21 protein-coding genes are annotated in these 23,034 nt (G+C 58.2%); all 21 read right to left on the bottom strand.

Translation table 11 applies throughout. From position 1 onward, the window contains the following. Positions 1 to 3: 3 nt before the first annotated feature. Positions 4 to 903 (bottom strand): glycosyltransferase family 2 protein, encoded by a 900-nt coding sequence (locus B0G52_RS13845; protein WP_094045215.1) that lies wholly within the window; start codon positions 901 to 903, stop codon positions 4 to 6. Further along, complete coding sequence (locus B0G52_RS13840) at positions 900 to 1,937, bottom strand: glycosyltransferase family 4 protein (RefSeq protein WP_094045213.1); 1,038 nt, start codon at positions 1,935 to 1,937, stop codon at positions 900 to 902. The genes B0G52_RS13845 and B0G52_RS13840 overlap by 4 nt, the downstream gene beginning before the upstream one ends. Then, the gene (locus tag B0G52_RS13835) at positions 1,934 to 2,524 is read right to left on the bottom strand and encodes a DapH/DapD/GlmU-related protein (protein ID WP_094045211.1); all 591 of its coding nucleotides are present in this window, start codon (positions 2,522 to 2,524) and stop codon (positions 1,934 to 1,936) included. Before B0G52_RS13835 ends, B0G52_RS13840 begins: the two co-directional genes overlap by 4 nt. Before the next feature lie 3 nt (positions 2,525 to 2,527). Continuing rightward, positions 2,528 to 3,655: a glycosyltransferase gene (locus B0G52_RS13830; RefSeq protein ID WP_158223707.1), complete on the bottom strand. Its 1,128-nt coding sequence runs from the start codon at positions 3,653 to 3,655 to the stop codon at positions 2,528 to 2,530. Positions 3,656 to 3,669: 14 nt separating this feature from the next. Then, complete coding sequence (locus tag B0G52_RS13825) at positions 3,670 to 4,827, bottom strand: glycosyltransferase family 4 protein (protein ID WP_158223706.1); 1,158 nt, start codon at positions 4,825 to 4,827, stop codon at positions 3,670 to 3,672. Beyond that, positions 4,824 to 6,176, bottom strand: coding sequence for a hypothetical protein (locus tag B0G52_RS35575; protein WP_158223705.1), 1,353 nt, complete (start codon positions 6,174 to 6,176; stop codon positions 4,824 to 4,826). Before B0G52_RS35575 ends, B0G52_RS13825 begins: the two co-directional genes overlap by 4 nt. Before the next feature lie 30 nt (positions 6,177 to 6,206). After that, positions 6,207 to 7,325: a glycosyltransferase gene (locus B0G52_RS13820; RefSeq protein WP_094045205.1), complete on the bottom strand. Its 1,119-nt coding sequence runs from the start codon at positions 7,323 to 7,325 to the stop codon at positions 6,207 to 6,209. A 22-nt stretch (positions 7,326 to 7,347) separates the two neighbouring features. Next, positions 7,348 to 8,004: a sugar transferase gene (locus B0G52_RS13815; protein ID WP_094045548.1), complete on the bottom strand. Its 657-nt coding sequence runs from the start codon at positions 8,002 to 8,004 to the stop codon at positions 7,348 to 7,350. A 32-nt stretch (positions 8,005 to 8,036) separates the two neighbouring features. Beyond that, positions 8,037 to 8,942, bottom strand: coding sequence for a UTP--glucose-1-phosphate uridylyltransferase GalU (galU, locus tag B0G52_RS13810; RefSeq protein WP_094045203.1), 906 nt, complete (start codon positions 8,940 to 8,942; stop codon positions 8,037 to 8,039). A gap of 416 nt (positions 8,943 to 9,358) precedes the next feature. Then, the gene (locus tag B0G52_RS13805) at positions 9,359 to 10,045 is read right to left on the bottom strand and encodes a CpsD/CapB family tyrosine-protein kinase (protein WP_094045201.1); all 687 of its coding nucleotides are present in this window, start codon (positions 10,043 to 10,045) and stop codon (positions 9,359 to 9,361) included. Further along, complete coding sequence (locus B0G52_RS13800; RefSeq protein ID WP_094045199.1) at positions 10,032 to 10,781, bottom strand: YveK family protein; 750 nt, start codon at positions 10,779 to 10,781, stop codon at positions 10,032 to 10,034. Before B0G52_RS13800 ends, B0G52_RS13805 begins: the two co-directional genes overlap by 14 nt. 175 nt (positions 10,782 to 10,956) lie before the next feature. After that, complete coding sequence (locus B0G52_RS13795) at positions 10,957 to 11,295, bottom strand: hypothetical protein (RefSeq protein WP_143762560.1); 339 nt, start codon at positions 11,293 to 11,295, stop codon at positions 10,957 to 10,959. A 676-nt stretch (positions 11,296 to 11,971) separates the two neighbouring features. Then, positions 11,972 to 12,763 (bottom strand): tyrosine-protein phosphatase, encoded by a 792-nt coding sequence (locus tag B0G52_RS13790; RefSeq protein WP_198960646.1) that lies wholly within the window; start codon positions 12,761 to 12,763, stop codon positions 11,972 to 11,974. Between the two features lie 43 nt (positions 12,764 to 12,806). Beyond that, complete coding sequence (locus B0G52_RS13785; protein ID WP_143762559.1) at positions 12,807 to 13,760, bottom strand: hypothetical protein; 954 nt, start codon at positions 13,758 to 13,760, stop codon at positions 12,807 to 12,809. Positions 13,761 to 13,851: 91 nt separating this feature from the next. Continuing rightward, entirely contained in the window at positions 13,852 to 15,201 is a 1,350-nt protein-coding gene (locus B0G52_RS13780) for a glucose-6-phosphate isomerase (RefSeq protein ID WP_094045193.1), read from the bottom strand. 260 nt (positions 15,202 to 15,461) lie between these two features. Continuing rightward, on the bottom strand, positions 15,462 to 16,415 hold the full coding sequence (locus B0G52_RS13775) for a metallophosphoesterase family protein (RefSeq protein ID WP_094045191.1): 954 nt from the start codon (positions 16,413 to 16,415) through the stop codon (positions 15,462 to 15,464). A 224-nt stretch (positions 16,416 to 16,639) separates the two neighbouring features. Further along, positions 16,640 to 17,674, bottom strand: a complete 1,035-nt coding sequence (locus tag B0G52_RS13770; RefSeq protein ID WP_094045189.1) for a LacI family DNA-binding transcriptional regulator — start codon at positions 17,672 to 17,674, stop codon at positions 16,640 to 16,642. A gap of 17 nt (positions 17,675 to 17,691) precedes the next feature. Further along, positions 17,692 to 18,402, bottom strand: coding sequence for a glycerophosphodiester phosphodiesterase (locus tag B0G52_RS13765; protein ID WP_094045187.1), 711 nt, complete (start codon positions 18,400 to 18,402; stop codon positions 17,692 to 17,694). A gap of 750 nt (positions 18,403 to 19,152) precedes the next feature. Next, positions 19,153 to 19,971, bottom strand: a complete 819-nt coding sequence (locus B0G52_RS13760; protein WP_094045185.1) for an acyltransferase domain-containing protein — start codon at positions 19,969 to 19,971, stop codon at positions 19,153 to 19,155. Positions 19,972 to 19,983: 12 nt separating this feature from the next. After that, positions 19,984 to 21,183 carry a Gfo/Idh/MocA family protein gene (locus B0G52_RS13755; protein WP_094045183.1) on the bottom strand — a complete coding sequence of 400 codons (1,200 nt, stop codon included), beginning with the start codon at positions 21,181 to 21,183 and terminating at the stop codon, positions 19,984 to 19,986. Positions 21,184 to 21,221: 38 nt separating this feature from the next. After that, positions 21,222 to 22,931: a DUF4091 domain-containing protein gene (locus B0G52_RS13750; RefSeq protein WP_094045181.1), complete on the bottom strand. Its 1,710-nt coding sequence runs from the start codon at positions 22,929 to 22,931 to the stop codon at positions 21,222 to 21,224. Positions 22,932 to 23,034 lie beyond the last annotated feature (103 nt).

The following is a 23,034-nucleotide window of genomic DNA, read 5'->3' as shown; positions in this document are numbered from 1 at the left end:
GACTTAGCTCCTGCCGCCATAGCGAAGAACGCCGATCAGCGCCCCGTTACGGTAACAGACCTTCACGATCTGCCGGATAAATCTTTCGTATTGGAAAATCGACAGCAGCGACGTTCCGATCGCTTGAACCATGCGAACGCTATGCTTCAGAACGGCCGTCGCACCAGCATCCCTCCGCTTGACCGCGTCGCTTACTCCCTGCCAGAACATCCGCTTCAGGAACCACTTCCTCGTCGTGCGCTCCTTGGCAACCTTATGCCTGACCGAGGCGTAAGGCGTGTAATAGACCTTGTGTTTGACGCGAAGCCGGGCGATGAGCTCGCTCTCCTCGCTCGACAGCAGGTTGCGGCCGACTCGGCCGAGATCCTCGCGGAACGGCTCGATGTCCGCGAACACGCTTCGGCGGAACGCGACGTTCGCGCCGTAAGGAATCGCGGGCGCGGGCATCTCGACGACAACGCCCGAGTAATCGAGAATGGTGAACACCGACCGGTATTCCGCCGGAATCCAGCTCGGCTCCTCGCCTTCCCATAGCGGATCGATTTTGCCTCCCACGCAGCCGATCGCCGGATCTCTCGCGAAGACGTCGACGATGTGCCGCACCCACTGGCTTCCCGCCAGCGCGTCGTCGTCGAGAAACAGAATCCATTCTCCCTTCGCCTCGCGGATCGCCCGGTTGCGGGCCGTCGACAGCCCCAGCTTCGGCTCGAACACGTAGCGGATTCGCTCGCCGTGCCGCTGCCGCAAGCCGTGGACCGTCTCCGCCGTCCCGTCCGTCGAGCCGTTGTCCACGACGACGATCTCGAGCTCCTTCTTATCGAAGTCCTGAACCAGCACGCTGCCGATCGCTTCCGCCGTATCCTTCGCCCGGTTGTGCGTGCAGATGGCTACCGTTACCTTCATCGTTCATCCCGCCCTTGATACACGTTTTTGATCCGTTCGGCGATCGCACCCCATTCGAGCTCCCGCAGCGCCCGATCGTAATCTGGCGACCTCCCTTCCTTGACGCTTCGCATGGCCTTCTCCATCGCGGCCGCCAGACCGCCGGCGACGCCGGGATCGTAGCGGACGACCATGCCCTCCTCGAAATATTCGTCGATAAAGCCGTTGTCCGGCATGACGATCAGCTTCCTGAAGCTTAGGCCGAGAATCGCGGAGCCCGATGTCGTAATCTCTTTATAGGGCATCACCATGACATCCGCGGCTCCAATCAAGTCGGCCACCTCTTCGTTCGGGATAAAACGCAAATCCAGAACGAGGTTCGCGATATCCTTCGCGCTGCGAAGGTACGCCTCCATCTCCCGATCCGCCTTGCCTGCGATAATCAGGGAGTAATTGTCGGTCTTGATCGCGCGATAAGCTTCAATCAGCTCTTCAACGCCCTTGTAGGCTTTGATGGCTCCGAGGAACAGATAGACCTCGGCGTCTTCGCCGATGCCGTACCGCCGCCTGAAGTTCGTGCCGTTCGATTGGTACGCGTCCGCGTAGTGGCCGTGCTTCACGACGGTCAGCTTGCGGGCAGGCACATCGAACTCCGCCATCGCCTGCCGCTTGGCCGCCTCCGACGCGACGATCAGCCGGGAGCAGAACCGGCAGATCAGCGTGCGCATCGCGCGCTCCATCCGCCGGTATTTCACCTCGTGCGGGTACAGATTGTGCAGCGTCCAGACCAGCCGCACCCGCTTCGCCTTCAGCACGAGCAGCGTCGTCAGGAGCAGGGCGGACTTGGCGGCGAACAGCAGCGGATTGCGATTCTGGTAGGCGTGGTGCATCCAATGCACGTGGACGACGTCTCCCGGCTTCGCCCGCGCGACCCGCAGCGCCAGTCGGCCATGCGTCAGGTCCATCACTTCGACCCCTGCGCCGCAGAGCGAATCCGTCAATAGATTGTTGTACAAATTCAATTCGCTATATTTCGGCCACATCCATACTTTCATCTCGCATCCGCTCCTTGCACGTTCCTGCGAATCCAGCCCTCCGGCACGGACAGCTCGCGGATAACTTTGGCCGGAACGCCGCCGGCCAGCACGTTCGCGGGAATATCCCGCGTCACGACACTGCCCGCGGCGATCACGCTGCCCGATCCGATCGTAACGCCGGGCAGCACGATGCAGCCTCTGCCGATCCAGACGTTGTCCCCGACGACGATCGGCAGGCTCCGGGAACCGTCCTCCGCGTCCACCGGATGGAAGTTCGCATCGATCAGGTTGACCATCGGGCCGATGATCGTGTGGCTGCCGATCCGGATCGAGGCCGTGCAGCCGATATCCAGCCCGTAATTGCAGAAGACGTTATCGCCGATCCACAGCCTGGCCCCCTTGCCCACCGAGATGGACGACGGGAACGGCTTGGCATGGAAGGAGACGCTTCGTCCGAGAATGAGCTCTCCTTTGTTCGAGATCGCCAGCTTGCCCGCGATCCGGCCCAGACGGCCGGCCGAATCGGCCTTGACCGGCAATACGACGGCGCCCTTGAGCACGGCGAGCAGCTTGCCGACGCGAATCTGACGGAACGGGATACCCATGCGCTACCCTGCCCCCGCCGTCTCCGCCGCGCCGCCCCCGGCCAGCAGCGAACGGTAGGCCGTCTCTACCTTTCTGGCAATCGCGTTCATATTAAACTCGCTCATGACGGCCTCGTATCCCCGTTCGGCAAGCTCCTGGTAATCGACGGCTTTGCTGTACACGAGCCGGATCGTCCGGTACAGCGCCTCGACGTCCCCGTCCTTGACGATCCAGCCGCCCTTCGTCTCTTCGACGATTTCCGGCGCGCCCCCGGAATCCGATACGATGACCGGCGTGCGCACGAGCATCGACTCGATAATGACTCTGCCGAACGGCTCGTTCAGCGAGAAATTGATCGTCAGATCGCACTCCTTCATCACGTCGAGCGGTCTCGGGCTGTAACCGTAGAAGACGACGTTCTCCTCCAGCCCGTAGTCGCGCACCTTGCGCACCAGCTCGGCATAATAACTCTCCGATCCGTCGACGGACGCGTCGCCCACGATCAGCAGCTTCCAGTTGTAGGCTTTGTCGTCGGCAAGTTTCTTGACCGCCTCGATGACGAGATCGTATCTCTTCCATTCCACGATCCGGCCGAACGTCCCGATGACGAGCGTGTCGTCCTCCATGAACGCGCGGCTCTTCGGCATTCGCGCCGTCTCCGGATCGACGCCGTTGTAGATGATCGTCTTGTTGCCGCCTTGAACGGAGCTGGCGACGAAACGCGAAATGCAGATCACCTGATCGAAAAACCGGGGCAGCACCCGATTGAACATGCGCAGATGAGTGTAGTCCCGGTGATGCCAGACAAGCTTGCTGTTTGCCATGAACTTCAACGGTGCCGCATACCACGGGGCTCGCCAGCCGTTGGCATGGATGATGTCGATCCGTTTTTTCTTCACGAATGCCCGCATGCGCAACACGGTGTCCACATAACCAAAGCCGAGTCTCTTCTTGATGCTGTTGAGACGAAGCGGAAAAAGCTCGTATTCCGTCCGAATCTCGTGCAAATAGGAGGCGTCGCCGGGACAGAGCAAGTAGATCCGGTACTTGGACGTGTCCAAATAATTGATCAGATGGATCAGGCTCTGCTCCGCGCCGCCTTTCTTGTCCGCATGGGTCACGAACAAGACGTTCGTTCTGCTCCTGTCCATTCGCATTCCCCCGCTTAGCTTGATAACTTGGCGTTTAACGATTGCAGATACCTTCTCAGAACTTCCTTGTGATCGTACTGTCCCCGTATAAAATGCTGCGAAGCCTCCAGCAAAGCCTGAGCCTTGATCGGATCGGCAAGCAGCGTCTTGATATGTCCGAGAAAATGACGCGGCTCGTCGGCCAGCAGCATATGCTCGCCGTCGATCAGTCCGGTGCCTTCGCAGCCGACCGAGGTGGAGACGACCGGCAGGCCGTTCTGGATCGCTTCGATCGTCTTCAGCTTCACACCCGCCCCGTTGCGCATCGGATTGACGAACAAATAACCGTTCGCGTAGATGTCCTCCAGGCTGGCCGGCGTATCGTGCACATCCACGTTCGTCAGGTCATACGCTTCAAGCCAGCCCAGGCTCTGGTTGCGGCTGTTACCGGCCACGACAAACCTGTAGCCCGGCACGTCCAGCAGCCCCGGGTGAATATGGGCCAAATACCACTCGATTGCTTCCCGGTTGTTGGGCATGAACAGCGAGCCGACGAACACGACGTGACGCGTCCGGAACGTGCCGGGCCGGAACGCCTCCCCGTCGACCGGGGGCGGCAGGAACTGACTCTGGGCCGCCGGATCGAGCGCGCGAAACCGCTCGAACTCCTTGCTGGAGATGAACAGATACTTGTCGATCCTGGACCGCATCTTCCTTTGCAGCGCCGCGAACTTGCCGCTTTCCATCCGATAGTACAGCTTGTGCAGCAGGCTGGTGGCGCTCCTCGCCAGCGCCTTGAAATAGACCGCCTCGTCGTTGTGCACCCGCAGAATCGCCCGCTCGCGCCTGATTCGCGGATTGTTCAGGATCGGGTACACGTAGTCGCCCTCCAGCAGCACGTAATCGTAATCGTCCGCCAGCGGAATGCGCCCCAGCTCGGCTCTCGACTGGGCCTGCATTGGGACGAGCCGAAGCGCGTCGGCGAGCTTGCTCCTCCGCGGACAGAGCACGATCTCCTCGACGTAATCGCCGACGGCCTTGATGTCCGCGTCGCCCGGCCGCTGCTTGCCGCATACGACGAGGTGCAGCTTGCAGCCGAGCTCGGCGAGCGCCTTGATCCTCCCCCAAGTATCGACTCTTAAGCCATGGTTCGGAGGATACGGGAAATCGCTGCATACGAGCAATATTTTCACGTCTCGGCCCTCCTTGTCGATGTCGTGACATAGCTGATAAAAGCGAAAAACAGCCAGATTTCGTATTTGATCTCCAGCGCGACGAACAGCAGGGACAGCAGCACGAAAACCAAGGCGGGAAACAGAATGGAACTGACCATCGCCTTCCGCAGCAGGTTGGCGGCCAGCAGATAGAAGAAGATGACCGCCGCGACTCCTCCGAACATCACCCATTGGAAAAAGCCCGATTTCACGCCCACGTTCCGGTCCGTGTCGGAATACTGCAGCAGCTCCCCCGCGTTGATCTGGCCGATGCCGAACGCATCGTAATAAAACCGCGACATCATGCCGATCGCGCCGTCCACGTACTGGTCGAAATACATCAAATAAGCGCCCGTGCCCACGCCCAGCGGATGATGGGCGACGGTAGCCAGCGCGATCAGAATCGTGCCCATTCTCGTATAGGACGACGTGTAGTTCTCGATGTCGTTGCTCAGCGAGCCCAATACGCCGGCGGAGAAATGGGAAACGAACAAATACATCGCCCCCGCCGCCCCCAGAAGCAGAAGGAAGTTTCTTTTCTTCCGGAAATCGAGAAACTTCGCCATCGTGACGACGATCGTCAGCAAAGCGACGATCAGAAACCCCTTCGAGCCCGTCACGAACAGATAAAACAGGAAAAAACCGGCGATGAACACGATCGACAGCACCTTGCCCGGCCCGCTCAAATACCGGGTCAGATAGACGAGAATCGCCGAATAGACGACCACGATCGTGCCGGTCGTGCTGCTCTCCGAGGTGAGCAGCCTAACCCGCCAGTAGGGATGGCTCCCCGCATGCAGCGGCGCCAGCGCGTTCGGAATGCTCGCCAGCTCCGCGATCATAATGACCGTCAGCAGCGCGACGACGACGAAGAAGCAGACGTAAAGCACGCGTCCGCTGCCAATCTTCGCGAACAGCAGCTGCATGTGCCTGACGTAGAGCAAGATCAGCACGAAATAAGTCAGCACTTTGATCGCCTTGCCCAGCAGGTTCTCCTGCCCGAAGCTGTAGCTGCCTTGCAGAAATTGCGCGAGCACGTAAGCGACGCTGATAAAGCTCAAATAAACGATAAAAACGAGCAAATACCGCTGCAGCTTCGAGCTGTGCATCACCCGCTTATGCTTCGCCAGCATCGCCGCCTCGCAGACGGCGAACAGCGGAAGCAGCAGGACGATCGGCGACCGGCCGATCTCTCCGATCACATTGACTAAGGGAAAATCCTGATAGACGGTCAGCAGCAGCACAATAACGAGATACAGCGCCCAGAGCGTCTGGTTGCCGCCGGTTTGGCCGTCTGCGACCCCGGGCATCGCCGGATTGTTGCGCATATTCCATTCACCCGCTCTCCGCTCCCGCGCTTACACGTATTTCTTGACGGTTGCGGAATACCGTTGGTCCGGCCTTCTTAGCACCGCGTCGTACAATCGTTCGATCTGCCGGTTCATGAGGCCGGAATGGAATTGCTCGTTGAAAATGCGCTCTCCGGCCCGCCCCATCTCCGCCAGCTTGCGCTTGTCCAGCGTCCGCAGAAGATCGGCAAGCTGCTCCTTGCGTTCGAAATCGAACACGTATCCGTTCACGCCGTTCCGCACGATCTCCGGAAGCGCGCCCCGATTGCTGGCGATGACCGGCTTGCCGTTGCGCAGCGCCTCGATCGCGACGATGCCGAACCCCTCCCAGCGAGACGGAACGATCACCGCGTCGCACGCCTTCATGTAGCGGTCGATCTCCGAATTTTCCACCCAGCCGAGCCGGATCGCATTGTCCGGATATCGGCGCTCGCTTTGCGCCAGCACGGAATCGCCGGCCAAGTACAAGTCGATGTGCGACAGCTGCTGCTCGTTAAACACGTCGAGCAGCAGATCCAACCCTTTCTGCCGGTCGAAACGCCCGACGAAGAGCAGGTTGATCTTGTCCGGCTTAACGGAAAGCGGCGCAGGCTCCGCGGCGGCGGACGCATCCGACACGCCGTTGTATACGACGACCGATTTGCGCGGCGGCAGCCCGTAATTCATCGCCATCGCGTATTCGTGCTTCGAGATGTGGATGATGGCGTCCGTGCGCAGGGCCAGGAGCTTCTCCGCCCACGCGAACAGCTTGCGCTTCCATGACTTCGTGTCCATCAGAAACGCCCAGCCGTGCGAGCAGTACACGACGACGGGACGCTTCCTCCTGAAAAAAAACAACGTTCGCAGAAAGACGCCCGCGAACGTTCCGTGTATGTGCACGATATCCGGCTGAAGCTCGTTGACTTTTTTCCGAATCTCCCTCATCGCTTTAAGAAAATAGGCCGGCTTCCGCTGGTAAGGGTACAGAATGAGACGTTCGGGACTGATCTGAAGCGAATGCGGGTTGGAATTATGCTCGGAGGCCATCAAATAAATGTCGTGGCGGCCGGCCTGGTGCTTGAGCACCTCGTTGAGGTGGGTTTCGACGCCGCCCTTCGTGAACTCCGACAGATGAAGGATTTTCGCCATCGTATCACCTCCGTTGTCTGTTTTAGAATGCGTCCCGGGAACCTGCGACGGCTTTGAACGTTCTCAGCATGATTTTGATGTCCAGCCAGAGGCACCTCTTCTCGATATAGGCGATGTCCAGCTCGACCATCTCCTTAAAGCTGAGGCTGCTCCTCCCGCTTACCTGCCACAATCCCGTGCAGCCCGGCGTGACCGACAGCCGCTTCTTGTCGTGCTCCGTGTATTCCGCCACTTCCCTGGCCAGAGGCGGCCGGGGACCAACGAGCGACATTTCTCCTTTGAGCACGTTGATCAACTGCGGCAGCTCGTCGATGCTCGTCTTGCGAATGAACCTGCCGACCCTCGTCACGCGCGGATCTTCCCTCATTTTGAACATCGCGCCGTTGATCTCGTTGCGGTCGAGCAGTTCCTTCAGCTTGTCCTCCGCGTCGGTGTACATCGAGCGAAGCTTGTACATGCGGAAGGGCTTCCCGTCCTTGCCGATTCTCGTCTGGCTGAAAATAACCGGACCTTGCGGGTCCTCCCACTTGATCAGCGCGGCGGCGACGGCCAGCACCGGACTTGCCAGCGCCAATCCCGCCAGCGAACCGAGCAGATCGACGGTCCGCTTCATCGCGGAATAGAGGGAGAACGTTCGCCGCGCCTCCCGCTCCCGCAGGACGTTCGGACGATAATCCATCGCTTCGCTCCGGTAATGCGGACCGATATTCATCAGGTATCTCCCCTTCCCGCAATCAATTGCTGCACCAGCTCGCGCTCCATGATCTCCTCCAGTTCGGTCATCAGTACATGCCTTAATTCATGATTGCGCAGCGCGAAATTGATCGTCGTCATAATAAAGCCGATTTTCTCGCCCACGTCGTACCGGACGCCTTGAAAATCGTACGCGTAAACGCCCCGGTCCTCGTTCAGCCTCTGAATCGCGTCGGTCAGCTGAATTTCTCCGCCCGCTCCCCGCTCGTGACGGCCCAAATACTCGAAAATGTCTGGCGTCAGCACGTAGCGGCCCATAATCGCCAGGTTGGAGGGAGCTTGTCCTTGCGGCGGCTTCTCCACGAAGCGGTTGACCCGGTACAGCTGATCCGTCCTCTCGCCCGGATCGACGATGCCGTAGCGATGCGTCTGATCGACGCCCACCGTCTGCACGCCGATGATCGAACGTCCCGTACGCTCGTACTGCTCGATCAACTGCCGGGTGCAGGGAACCTCGGCCTCGACGATGTCGTCCCCGAGCAGCACCGCGAACGGCTCGTCGCCGATGAAGTTGCGCGCGCACCATACGGCGTGTCCAAGCCCTTTGGGCTCCTTTTGCCGGATATAGTGCAGATTGACCTGGGAGGACTTGCGGACCTTCTCGAGAATGTCCAGCTTCCCTTTCTCCTCCAGCGTGTGCTCCAGCTCGAACGCGATGTCGAAATGGTCTTCGATCGCCCGTTTGCCTTTGCCGGTGACGACGATGATGTCCTCGACGCCGGATTCGATCGCTTCCTCGACGATATATTGGATGGTCGGCTTATCAACAATGGGAAGCATCTCTTTGGGCATCGCTTTCGTGGCCGGCAAAAAACGGGTGCCTAGACCGGCCGCGGGTATAATCGCTTTTTTCACTCTCTCCATTTTGATCTCACCTATCCTTTTGATTTATGTCTGTGGGACTGTCCCGTGAGTAAGTAGGGCTGTACGAAGATTCTCGATGAATGAACGCTTCGTGCATCTATCTCCTTCCGATGCTATACGATCTTGAAATTTTGAATAGGTAGACCCGTCACAATGTAATTTCAAGACCGTATGAGGCAGTCTCCAGGAGACAGATGCACTTCTCGCTTCTTTGATCATCTTGTTAACCCCACTTACTCTAAGAAGGGGCAGCCCTTTCGCTTGAATTTGCTTGGGCATTTAACCCTTCCTCACGTCATACCCTTGACGATAAACGTCTAAGGTCGGCTGACCCACAGCATGACCGAGTGCCTCCGGTGATAGAGGTGCAGGAGACATTACCTAACGCGTTTGCGGTCCGGACCGAACGCCTTCGATCAGGCGTCGTTGCGGTCGCCGTAATAGTAGTAATAGGTATCCGAGTGCTTGCGCGGAACGTTATTGAGCACGACGCCGATCAGTCTGGCCTTCACGTGGTCCAGCGACGCTTTCGCTCTGAGCGCGACGTCCTTCTTCACCTTGCCCGCTTCGACGACGAGGATGACGCCGTCGCTCTGGGCGGCCGCGATCTGCGCGTCCGTCACGTACATGAGCGGAGGCGTGTCGATAATGACGACGTCGTACCGTTCCCTCGCGGTCTCCAGCAGCGCGGCCATCCGCTTGGAAGCGAGCAATTCCGACGGATTCGGCGGCGTCGGACCGGCGGGGATGATCGCCAGATCGTCGGTGTTCGTCTGCTGGATCACGTCTTCAAGCTCCTTCTGCCGGAACAGGGCGGTCGTGAGGCCGATCCGGTTCGACTTGCCGAACAGATGATGCTGCGACGGCTTGCGCAGATCCGCGTCGATCAGCAGCACCTTCTTGCTCGTCTGGGCGAACGCGACGGCCAGATTCGCGCATGTCGTGCTCTTGCCTTCCCCCGGCTTGGAGGAGGTGACCATGATGACTTGCAGCGTCTGGTCGATCGCGGAATACTCGACGTTGGTTCTCAGCATCCGGTACCCCTCAGAAATCGGGGATTTCGGATTCGCGTCGGTAATGACGCTCCACTTATAACGAGACATGATTTTCCCTCCCGTTCGTCTGCAACTGCACTTTCCCTCCGCCGCGCTCGGACGCGTCCTTCTCCTTGAACCTCGGAATCGCGGTCAGCACCGGTACTTGGAACAGCGCCTCGATGTCCTCTTCCGTCTTGATCGTGTCGTCCAAATATTCCAGCAGGAAAGCAATGCCGACGCCGAGCATGAGCGACAAGAGGAAGGCGACGGCGATGTTCATTTTCGGATTAGGAGCGACCGGGCCATGCGCTTCCTTCGGATCGGCGAAATCCAGGACGGATACGTTGTCGACCTTCATCAGCTCGGGAACCGATTTCTGAAAGACGACCGCCACCGCGTTGGCCGCCTTGGCCGCCCGCTCGTAAGAATGGTCGCGGACGGAGATCGACATGACCTGCGTTTCGTTCACCGAGCTTACGCTGACCTTGCCGATCAGCTCGCCGTAGGACATATTCAGCTCGGGGTAATCCTTGCTGACGCTTTTCATGATGCGCGGCGTCCGTATAATCTCTTTGTAGGTTTTGATGAGGCCGATCGTGGAGTTGATGGAGCCGACGTCGATGCTCGGAAGCAGCGAGCTGCTGTCCTTGTACTGGTTGACGATCAGCTTGGCCGAAGCCTGATACTGCGGCGTGATGAAGTAGTAGGAATAGATGCCGACGCTCAAGCAGACGACGGTCGCGATCAGAGCGATCAGCAGCAGCCTTTTTTTGACGATGAGCCAGTATTGTTTCAATTCCATCTCGTTTCCTCCGTCGCTCTTAATGTTCTCGCGCTCTCCAGGCCTGAAAATTAGTTCAATTAGAATAAGATTAGAATTTTATTATTCAAAACGAGAACTTTTGGGCCAAAATAATCCGGACGAAGCGCCGCCCCATCCGGCCGTCATATTCGATTCGCGAACTCCCCTGCTGCGTTCAGCCCCCGCCGCAAGCCTCGTGGGAGCCGTCCATGCCGGTCGAGTCGGGTTTGGGCCAGGAAGCGTTAATAAATTCCCCGACCGTTCCTCCGTTCAGAACGTGTTCCATCATCGCTTTCGTGTCGGCGTCGATGCCCAGCTTTCCCAGCGCGAGAGAAACCAGCTCGGCCACGTCGATCGTTCCGTCCCCGGGATCGTACCCGGTGTAGGATAGAAGCTCTTCCCACGACCACGCGCTTGCGGAATCGTGACGGCGGCTCAGAGAAGCGTCTCGCGAAAGCATGTCCAAAAACCGCTTCAGCTTCTCTTGCTTCTGCGCCGGATTCGAAACGTTCATCTTCAATCACCTTCGCTTGCCGTAGAAGTTTTGAACTTTTCTCCTCTACCCGTGTAGTCGTCCGAGTCGTCGTTGAGCGGGTACTGCCGCGACTTGTAATTTAGTATGACATAGAAAATAAAATTTCAAGAGGGATTAAAGACATGATGCCGATTAGCCATTCCTGCTCATTTTTGCGGGGCGGCCAGGCGGAGGAGTTCGCGTTTTCGGGCGTGTACGGCGGTCGTTTCAATCCATGGAAGCGCTCTACTCTCCAGAGGTCCTATACAGACTATAGACCCGCGGCCCGGAGACGATCCCGCCTCCGTTCGACCTTATATAATCAGGGATTTCGAATGCCTATGTCGATTGTTCGGACGGCGGGCGGCCGGGGAAGGCGGTTGGAATCGGGGCAAAAAGGGGGACTTAGGGCCGTCATTGGAAACAGAGTAGGAAGATTAAACCATTTTACGAAGGGATGCAACGTTTTGACCGCCGATTTCATCGTGAAGATGCAATCGCTTTCAGTTGTGCATGGATCTAAAATATTTGGTCATTTTGCCGATGAACAATATCCTTATTTTTCTTATTCATTAAATATTTTCATATTAAGTCGCCCTGTGTCGACCGTTTCGCTTCGACGAGTCCCGGTCGCTCGGCCGTCGGATTTGCATCTTCAGCATTAATTTCGGTCCGGTTACCCCCTTCGCCCGGTCAAATAGGAGATCATCCTCCTAAGCGCGTTGTCCCCGGAACGCGATACCGCCGGCCGGCTTCCGAAAGGGTTGTTGTCCGCCACGCAGCGCGCATTATACTTGTAGTAGGCTTCCCACGGCTCTCCCTGCCGCGCGCGAATCGCCTCGTACGCCTCGCTCAAGCAGAATCCCCTTCGCCCGGTATCGTGGGCGTCCGACGACACGACATGAACGAGACCGCTCTCGCACAGTTCCCATGCGGCTCTCTGGATCTGCCTGCCGAATCCGCCCAGCAGCGAATGCGTCGTCATCTGCGCATAGGCGCCGAGCTCGATCAGCTCCGCGAGCCGGCCGGGCCGCCCCGCGATTTCCGCGTTGCGCTCGGGATGAGCGATAATCGGCCGCAGGTTCAGGACGCTTAGCTCGTGAAGCAGCTCCTCCATATGTTTGGGGATATGGGAGAATGGCATTTCGATCAGCACGTAATCGGAACCCGCCAGCGTCAGCAGCTCTCCCCTGTGCCACGCGTCCAGCAGATCGTCGTGCACGCGGATCTCTTGCCCCGCCGCGATCGTGACGGGCACGCCGGCCTCCGCCAACCGTTCGTTGATTCGGGATACGTGTTCCCGAATGGCCGCGGCCGGGTTATCGTAACGTCCGTTCGCATGGTGAGGCGTTGCGATAATCGTCGAGATGCCGTCCGCGGCGGCGGCCCGAGCCATGTTCAGCGTATCGTTCCAGTCCGACGCCCCGTCGTCCAGACCGGGTAGAATATGCGTATGTATATCGATCATTCCGCTCTTCGCTCCCCTCTAAGTGGTTATTCCGTAATCGGACTCAGGCCAGCGCATCCCAATCGTACGAACCGACGATCATCCCCAGGAGCAGCGCGCATGCCAATCCGAGCAGAATTATGACGATCGCGTACACGATTCTCGATAACGCAAACAGCCAAGCGATCAAGGCCCAGACGGCTCCACCGATCCAGGTTAAAATATAGAGGGCGGGAATCTTCCAAGTCCAACCGTAGTACGCGCCGAACAACAAGGCATAGAAGGCTACAAAAATGGCGTGAAACGCAATTAAAGAACCAAGCACGACTTTTCTGCTTCTCCGAATTGTTCTCGCTTCTCTCACGTTGCCCGAAGCCGTATGCTCGGACTCGGGCTTACGGCGATCGGCCAGCGCAAACCAATAGATCTGCGCATAGGCCGCTGCCAATCCTGCGACGATTCGCCAAGGCGTCTCCGCATGGGCGCCGATCATGGCAGCTGCGACGGTCATGCCTCCCGCGGCTGCGGCGAACGAGCCGGCTGCCCGGCTCCGCTTCAAATGTCGGAAAGCTCGGATCATAATTTCGTGAACACGAACCCCCGCTTGCCCCGACGAAGCCGTGATGGAAGACGACAGCAGCCATGCGCCGCCGATCGCCGCGACAAGCAGCCCCAGCGCGACGGCGACGATCCAACCCTGACCCTCGATTAACGGCTCCAACGTCGGTCCGAAAGGATTAAACAACCTAAGCCTCAACTGGACGAGAGCCTCGCTGCACGCCCATGCGAATGCGGCGAGTAACGCCAGCGCGGCCAACGCGCCCCAAGCATCCGACGAATGGATTGTGCCTTTGATCCTTTTTACGATGACCCATCCCGCCGCTACCGCAGCCCAACTTGCCGCCGAGGTCAGCCACGGATTCAGCGATCCGGCCCATAGAGCGACGAGAACCGCAGCGACAGCCAACCATATGACGCCGCCTCCTCTAGCGACCCGCAATACAGACGAATGTTCCATCGATTTGCTCCTTCAACCGCAGTTCTATACGGCATTTTGTCCGCTTTTGAAAAAAGAGCGCCCGGAGGCGCTCTTCTTATTTTACATTCGATTACAGTCTTGCTTCCAGCGCTTTCTTCTGTTCTTCGAAGCCCGGCTTGCCGAGCAGCGCGAACATGTTCTTCTTGTACGCTTCGACGCCCGGTTGGTCGAACGGGTTAACGCCGAGCAGGTAGCCGCTGACGCCGCAAGCGATCTCGAAGAAGTAGACCATGTAGCCGAACGTATACGGGCTCGTGTCCGGCAGGTTGACGATCAGGTTCGGCACGTTGCCGTCCGTGTGCGCCAGCAGCGTTCCGAGGAACGCCTTCTTGTTGACGAAGTCGAGCGTCTGACCGGCCAGGAAGTTCAAGCCGTCCAGGTCGTCTTCGCTCTTCTGGATCGTGATCTGCTCGGACACTTCGCCGACCTGGAGCACCGTTTCGAAGATGATCCGATTGCCCTCCTGGATAAACTGCCCCATCGAGTGCAGATCCGTGGAGAAGTCGACGGAAGCCGGGTAGATGCCTTTGTAGTCTTTGCCTTCGCTCTCGCCGTACAGCTGCTTCCACCATTCGGAGACGAAGTGCAGTCCCGGCTCGTAGTTAGCGAGAATTTCGACCGTCTTGCCTTTGCGGTACAGCGCGTTGCGGACGGCCGCGTATTGGTACGCCTGGTTCTCGCTCAGGTTCGGGTTGTTATAAGCGGTAGCGGCGTCTTGCGCGCCCTTCATCATCGCTTCGATGTCGATGCCGGCAGTAGCGATCGGCAGCAAGCCGACAGCCGTCAGCACGGAGTAGCGGCCTCCGACGTCGTCCGGGATAACGAACGATTCGTAGCCTTCCTCAGTGGCCAGCACCTTCAGCGCTCCGCGAGCTTTGTCGGTTGTCGCGTAGATGCGCTTGCGGGCTTCTTCCTTGCCGTATTTATTCTCCAACGCTTCGCGGAAAATGCGGAAAGCGATCGCCGGCTCGGTCGTCGTGCCCGACTTGGAGATGACGTTGATCGACCAGTTCTTGCCTTCGAGCGCTTGCAGCAGGTGCGTGACGTAAGTGGAGCTGATGTTGTTGCCTGCGTAGAAAATTTGCGGAGTCTTGCGCTGCTCTTTCGACAACGTATTGTAGAAAGAGTGCTGCAGCATCTCGATCGCAGCGCGCGCCCCGAGGTAGGAGCCGCCGATGCCGATGACGATCAGCGCGTCCGAATCGGATTGGATCTTCTTCGCCGCGCTCTGGATGCGAGCGAACTCTTCCTTGTCGTAATCGAACGGCAGGTTGATCCAGCCCAGATAGTCGGACCCCGCTCCCGTTCCGTTATGTAATTGCTCGTGAGCCAGCTTGACGGCCGGCGCCAGATTGTCTATCTCATGTTGACCGACGAATTGCAACGCTTTGGAATAGTCGAACTGAATGGTTTTGCTCATTGCCATCTCCCTTTCTCTCTCGACCTCGTAAGATCATGAAACATTAGCTATAGAATACTGAATTATCGGACTTCATACAAGCAAACTTCGATGAAGTTTTGATGAAGATTGGCGGAGAGCCAGCTTGCGATCAAGGTGAGGTTCCCTTCCTATGAGAAAAAGAGACCGCCCGCAAGTCGCTTTCGGGCAGTCTCTCTAGGTTAGCGCAATCCCCCGCAGCCTCTGCAGCACCCGCACTCCATGCCTCAGCAAGCTCGAATTTATCGTACGATTCCTCCGTCCGCCTCGACGATCCACGTCTCGAAATCCCGCTTGCCTTCCGTCAGCCGAATGACCCTCGCGCCCCGCTGGAGCTTGCCGTAGCAGTTGTATCCCGTCACCCGTCCGTAACAGAGACGGATGCCGTGCAAGGTGCCGCAATAATCGTTGTCGTGGTCGTGCCCGACGAACGTGCCCATCACGTCGCCCATATGAACCATCGCGCCGAACAACCCGGTGTTGATCTTCGGACACTCGACCTTCTCTTCCTTCGTGCCCGTCGCCAGCCCTGCGTTCCATACCTCGTCGTATTCCGGCACCGGAATATGGAAAAACGCGAGTGCGGGAAGCGGAGAACCTGCTCCTGCACCTTTTCCTACTCCCGCCACCGTTCCCGTGCGCTTCGCCAACTGCTGGGCCTGCTGCGTATACCAATTCACCTGATCGGGGTGAATCCAAGCGTATCCGCCGATCGGCTCCGGAGCGTTAATGCCAGAATCGAAGAAGTACAGCGCCGCGCCTTCCCCCTCGGGACCCTCAGCAGATCCGCTTCCGCGCACCGTTAATACATAATTGCCGGTCCCATGGATGTCGGCAGGACCGGCAACGGAAAGGCATGTCCCATATTGCTGCTGGATGTCCAGCAGTTCTTCCCGCGTCACGCCCGCTTCGGCGTCGTGATTTCCGAACACCGCGGCCCAAGGCAGGCCGGAAGCGACGATCGGAGCGATCGCCCGCCGGAAGCCCGCCTTCGGATCTGGAACGCCGTGACTCCAGATCATATCCCCCGTCAGCACGATCAAATCCGGTTTCTCCGCCGCAATGATCCGCTCAACGAGTGCAGTCGTCTTGCCGTCCTTGACGCGAGCCTCCTCCTTGTCGTCCCCGAAATGCATATCCGTAAACTGCACAATCTTAAACGTGCCGTCCTCGTTGAATTTTAAATCGAAGCTCATGCATTATCCTCCTCGTCTGGAACCCCTCTCGCCGCCCGCCCTTTCAGAGTGCGACTTCCCAACTGTCCGTCGTATAGCCGATCTTCTCCGCAACGCACCTCTCCAGAACCGGTCCGTCCGGCGTACCCGTATTGCCTCCGTACTGGCTGACCGACATCGTTCTGCCTCGGCGATGCTGTCCATGTTCAGTTCCCCGAGGTTGATTTTGGGTTGGCTTGCAATTCCTATTCCATGTGCAGATCTTCCGTCCGTTCGGCCCGACTTCGCGAACTCTCCCGGACGACCAAGCGATGCTCCAGCACGACGTCGCCGTCCGGAAGCGTCTCGCCAGAGATCAGCTTCAGCAGCACGTCCATCGTCACCCTACCCATCTGGTGGATCGGCTGCTCCATCGAAGTCAGCGTGGGGCGCACAAGCTCGGTCAGTTGGCTTCCGTCGAAGCCGATGACCGCAATGTCTTCCGGCACTCGCAAGTTGTGATCCCGGATGCAGTTCATGGCGCCGACGGCCATGTCGTCGCTGACCGCGAATACCGCGGAAGGCGGATTGCCGGCGCTCAGCATTTCCTTCATCTGATCGTAACCGCTCTGTACCTTGTAATCGCCGAATCGGATATGCTCGAACACGAGCTTCTTGTTAAAATCCGACATCGCGTTGCGATAGCCGCTGTACCGGTTCTGGCCAGACGTCACGTCACGCATGTCCCCGCCGATAAATCCGATCGTCTCATGCCCCTGCTCGATCAAATAACGGGTCGCCTCGTAAGCGGCGGCGTAGTCGTCGACGATGACCGAAATAAACTTCTGGTCCATCGGCTTAACGCTGGAAAATACAACGGGCGTGTTGATTTTATGAATGAAAGCGCGAATTTGCTCGTTGATTTTCTCATGCATGATAATGATGCCTTCGACCCGCATTTCCTGGAACACGTTTAAGTACTTGTACTCTTTGTCGATATCCTCGCTGATGTTGCAGACGAGCAGATTGTAATCGTTGGCGCTCGCCCGCTCCTCGATGCTGCTCAGAATCGTAGAATAGAAGCTGGACGTTAGATCTGGCACGATGACGCCAATGAGGTTCGTTTTTTTGCGTACCAAACTGCGGGCGATTTGACTCGGAGCGTATCCCAGCTCTTCGATGACCCGGTTCACTTTGGCTTTGAGATCGTCTTTGACGTATTTCTCCCCGTTGAGGACCCTGGATACGGTCGTCACGGACACGCCCGCCTTTTTGGCCACGTCTTTGATTTTAACCTGCAACTCATACCCCTCATTTCTCAGCCGACGACGAGCTCCTGCAGCAGCTTCGGCTTCCTCGTCGTAATAGCGTCCACGCCCATGCCCAGGAACCATTCCATCAACGGCCGCTCGTTGATCGTATACACCCATACCTTCAGTCCCGCCTCGTGCGCCCGCTTCACGATCGGCGGCAGGCAAGTGAAGCCGTTCATGTTCAGTCCCGCATATCCGGCGCGAAGCGCATCCGCGCATACGAACTCCGCGAAATCGCCGTAACGCTCCATCTGCTCCATCGTCAGCGCATTCGGCGTGTTCCGCATCACTTGAATGTCCGGATACAGCTCCGTCATGCGATCCGAGCAGCCCGTAATGAACGCGCGACTCTGCGCTTCGAACTCCCGAACGAGCCTGACGGCCGGCTCGATGCTGTCGAGCGATTTCAAATCCAGGTTCAGCTTCGTGCCGTGCGGCGCCGACAGTCTCAGCACTTGCTCCAGGGTGGCTATTTCATGCTCGGCGTAAATCGGATCGAGCCTCTGCCGGACGGCCATTTCATTCAATCGTTCATAGTCGTGGGTACGCAAATACGGCGAATCGTCATGGAGCAGGACGGCGCGCCCCTCACGGGTCGCGCGCACGTCCACTTCGACGATGTCCGCGCCCAGTTCCATTCCTTCAAGGAACGAAGCGATCGTATTGTCGGGATGAATTCCGCAGCCCGTATGGGCCGCAACCATAGTTCGGCGCATAGATAACCTTCCCTTCGTTCATCCAATGTTTCTGACGCATAAGGCCGTGTACGAATTCGGCGAACAGGCTATTTGACCAAGCGCCCCCTAACTTGAGACGTTATTCCCTGTACGAAGAGGGGCGATAAGCCAGTTTGATATTTTTTCGAAATCCGTTGAATGTGGTATCGATTTCAGAATAAGCGCTTTCAATAATATAGTCTATTCTACCGTATTCACGAAAGACAAGAAGGAAATTTCTAAAATGTGCCGGCATTGCTCAGGCCGCCCTCCCCTCTCCGCCGGAAACTGGGTGTCAGGAGCTCGCACGGCGGCTCTATTGGCCGGGGAACGAGAGAAAGTCGACGGATTAGCTCGCACGGCGGTTCTATCGACGAGGTCACGGAAGGCTGGCGACGGATTAGCTCGCGTGACGGTTCTATCGACGAGGTCACGGGAGGAAGTCGGCGGATTAGCTCGCGTGACGGTTCTATCGACGAGGTCACGGGAGGCTGGCGACGGATAAGCACGCACGGCGGTTCTATCGACGAGGTCACGGGAGGAAGTCGGCGGATTAGCTCGCGTGACGGTTCTATCGACGAGGTCACGGAAGGCTGGCGACGGATTAGCTCGCGTGACGGTTCTATCGACGAGGTCACGGGAGGCTGGCGACGGATTAGCTCGCACTGCGACTCTATCGACGAAGCCAGCACCCCAAAGCCCGCCCGAGCTTAACCACTCTGGCGGGCTTGACGCATACGAGGCGCAATCTCAGCGGAGGAGCCCGAGCGAGATGCCCGAGCCGCTGCCGAGCTTGCGGCCGGATTCCAGGTAGGCCTTGGCGCTGCGCTGCAAGGTCGTACGAGCTTCGTAGGCGGACGGATCGTCCGACGTCCGGATGAAGATGCGCTGCTCCGCTTCCCGCGAACTAGGGTCCATGTCGTAGATTTGGAAGAAGCGCTGGAACTTGGCGATATTCGAGTCCGGAGGCAGAATGTCCGCCAGCTCCGGATACAGCAGCCACGAATGGCACATGAACACCGGCTCAATACCCCTGAAGAACGTCCCCGCACGCGCGAAAGATTCCTCCGCCAAGCCCGTATCCAGCGGCTCTCCTTCGGGAATGTGCACGTTCAGCACGATCTGCCCGCGGAAGACGGTCCTGCCGTCCACGACGACGTCGCGGTCGATCGGACAGGGCTGGAACTGCAGCCGGCCGAGACGAAACAGTCTGAGCTGGACATGCTCCTGCAGCCAGCCGTACTGCTCGATTCCGTATTCGCCGTAGTCGCGCGCGCAGTTCAGACACCAGATCCGAATATCGGCAAACGTATCGAAATAGACGTCGTCCCCGATCCCAAGCGCGCGGTACCGCTCGTGCGCATCGACGGCAAACCGGAGGAACAGATACAGCAGCAGTCCCCTGTACCGGGGATCGCGTGTGATTTCTTCGAAAAAGGCAACACGGTTACCGTGAAACGCGCGTCTGTAGCCGTCATACGTTCCTTCGTCCATTGAGCGGTATGCTTCAAGCACTTCCACCGCTTCCCGCGGAAGGCGGATCTCCTCGCAAAGTCGCTCCAAATTCAAGCTGTCTGCCTCCTAACGCCTCGTCGTCCACTTGCCGTTCGTAAAGTCCGGAAACGCGACCGGATGCCCGCCCAAGGCGATCGATTCCTCGGACAGCGCGGAGATGCTCATCCATACCGCCATATCGTAGACGTCGATCGGAGTCGGCTTCCCGTTTTTGACACAGTCGAAGAAATCCTCGAACACGAGCCAGTCCATGCCTCCGTGCCCGCCTTTGACGCCGTCCTCGACGAATTTTTTCCAGATCGGGTGGTCGTATTGCTCGAAGTAGCTCTCCGCGTTGCCCCACTGGCCCTTCCAGTCGAAGTGGTGCTCATCGTGCTGCCCGTCTATGAAAATGGATTGATTGTCCTCCATGTACATGCCTCTCGTCCCTCTGACCGTGAAGCCCCGGGAATACGATCGCGGCAGCGTCGTATCGAGCGTAATCGTGATCGTCTCGCCGCGGGCGCAGCGAATGACGGTTGTCACGATATCGCCCTGCGCGAACTCGACGTTCGCCAGAGGATGCTCCGCGCCCTTCTCCCGCTTGATGTAATCCTTCATTCCGCTTGCCTTGGAAGCCACCGATACGAGCGACATCATCCGGTTGCCGCGGTTAATGTCCAGCACCCGCGCGATCGGACCGATCTCATGAGTCGGATAGTTTTCGCAATTGCGATGAATGTACTCGTTCAGCCGATAGTGCCGGTTTTCCTCCCCGCCCGCGATTTCGCCGCGAAGATCGTGATGGTAACCTCCGGCGCAGTGGACGATCTCCCCGAAGACGCCCTGCTTCACCATGTTCAGCACCATCAGCTCTTCTCTGCCGTAACAGCAGTTTTCCATCAGCATGACCGGCGTTTTCGTTCTCTCGTACGTCTCTACCAATTTCCAGCACTCTTGAACCGAATAAGCTCCGCCGACCTCGCTGGCTACGTACTTGCCCGCTTCCATCGCCGCAATGGCGATGTCCATGTGAGCGGCCCAGGAAGCGCCGATCACGACGGCGTCGATATCGGCCAGCGCCAATACGTCCTCGTACCGCGCAACCGCGACAGGACGTTTGCCTCCCGCCTTCTCAACCAAATCCGCAGCCGCTTCCCGTCGATCCTCGTACAGATCGCATACCGCCGCGACCTCAACGTCTTTCGCGTTGCGAACGATCATTTCCAGCAGAGAGGCGCCGCGCGCCCCCAGTCCGATCATACCGATTATCACTTTCTCTTTCATTCTTGCATTCTCCTCCCTGAGCTATGGTCGAAAAGGGGTTATACACCGGCCAGCTTGGCAATCCGTTCGTTAATCTCCGCCCGTTTGGCCAGCAGCCAGGACGCTTCCCGAGGATAATTGCGGAATGTGATCGGCTCCGGCAATCCCGCGTCGAGCAGCTCCAGCACTTCCTGGCGTCCCGCCAGCGATTCAAGCAGCTCGCAGGCTCTCAGATCCTGCAGCGCTTCGCGGAACACTTCCCAGCGAATCGAATCGAGCGGACCTTCCTCTCCCGGGTACACGGCGAACGCGTCGCCGGAAGGGAACGCGCCTCCTGCATCCGTCACCCGGTACGGATCGATCGCTTCCCGGGAATGCTGCGTATGCCAAAAGTTGAAGCCCCACTGCAAGAAACCCTTGATGCCGTACTTGTAGAGCTGATAACCCAAAATCCGATTGCGCGCCGACGGCATGTTGAAGAAACGGTTGGACACGTCGACCGATTGCCCGCAGCAGTAATACGTCCACAACCCTGGAACCCCGTTCTCCAGAAACTTGTCGATATGATCGTTGGCCGGAATCGGAACCGGCACGAGGCCTTGCTCGTAGAAGCCGTAATCCGACAATGCTTCGATAAAAGGATACGCCCCCAGGTGCTCCTTCAGAATGGCGCTCGCTCTCCGGTAATCTTCCAGCTGCTCCAGGTTCGGCTCGTCGGAGACGTGGAAGTAGCTTCTGTCCTCCAGCTTATGCTCGCGAATGAAGCCGTCGAGCGCAGGCAGAAACCGAGACAGGAAGTGGCGGTAGGACTCGCCTGCCGCATCCGTCTCCCAGCCGAAAATTCGCTGCTCCCGTGTCTCTCCGCCTTCGGTAACCGTCGCCACGATCTTGGGCGCGTGCTTCGCTCCCCACTGGGTGAACAGATGGGAGAATTCCAGATAGCGAATGCCTGCGCGGTCGCACATCTCCACCCATCTGAGCAGCTTGCCGAAGCCGAAGCGGTATCCCCCCTCGGGCGTTCGCTCGACGTCGATGAGTTGGACGGTCGGCCGCTCCCCTCCGATCTCCGTATCCAGAGGAGGCGTAAACAGCGGCGTGAGCAGCATGTTCATGCCGTGCCGAACCGCGTTTTCCACATAGCGCTCGATCAGTTCCCAATGCTTCTCTCCGAAAATTTCCGTTCTATAGTAGACGGCCAAGCAATCGCAGTGCATCCATTCTGTATGAATAAGTCTTTGCTCAGGCAGTTCGGCAGGGAGAACGTCCAACACAAATCGCTCACTGCCCAGAGACGTTCCGGCTTCGTCCTCGAACCGGATGTCCAGCGCAAACGCACGAACGTCCTCGGAACCGGAAGAACCTGCCGCCGCTTCCCATGCCGCTCTTGTCGGCAGCTCGACCGTAACCCACAGAGTTCTCCACTGCCCCGGATAGGCGCGCAAGCCGGCCTCGGGAAGCGGATACAGCGGATCCGGATACAAGCCCGGCGCCTTTCTCAGCACATAATCGTCCGAATGCGCGAACGTTGGCAGCTCGGAAGGGGACAAGCCGACGGAACGTACGATCGTCCACGGCGCGAGTTCGGACGATACGACGACGCGCAGCGGATAGAGGGAGCTGGCGGAACGATACGCGACCTGAAAAGCATACGTCTCCGACCATAGCGCCGTCCCGCGATTGCGGGGCGCTTCCGACAAAGCCTCGTCGGCGAACACTTTCGCCAGCGAGCTGATACAGCGTGTTTGAAACTGCGGTTGATGATCTGTCATTCCCATCGAGGCTCCTTCGTGGATCGCATATTGAAGATGGCTCTATCTTATCAAGCGGGTATACCGGCGACAATCTGAACATATTCCACTTTTCTATAACGAT

The sequence above is a fragment of the Cohnella sp. SGD-V74 genome, from assembly GCF_003001675.1.
GTDB lineage: Bacteria > Bacillota > Bacilli > Paenibacillales > Paenibacillaceae > Cohnella.
This window is presented reverse-complemented; position numbering and strand designations above follow the sequence as displayed.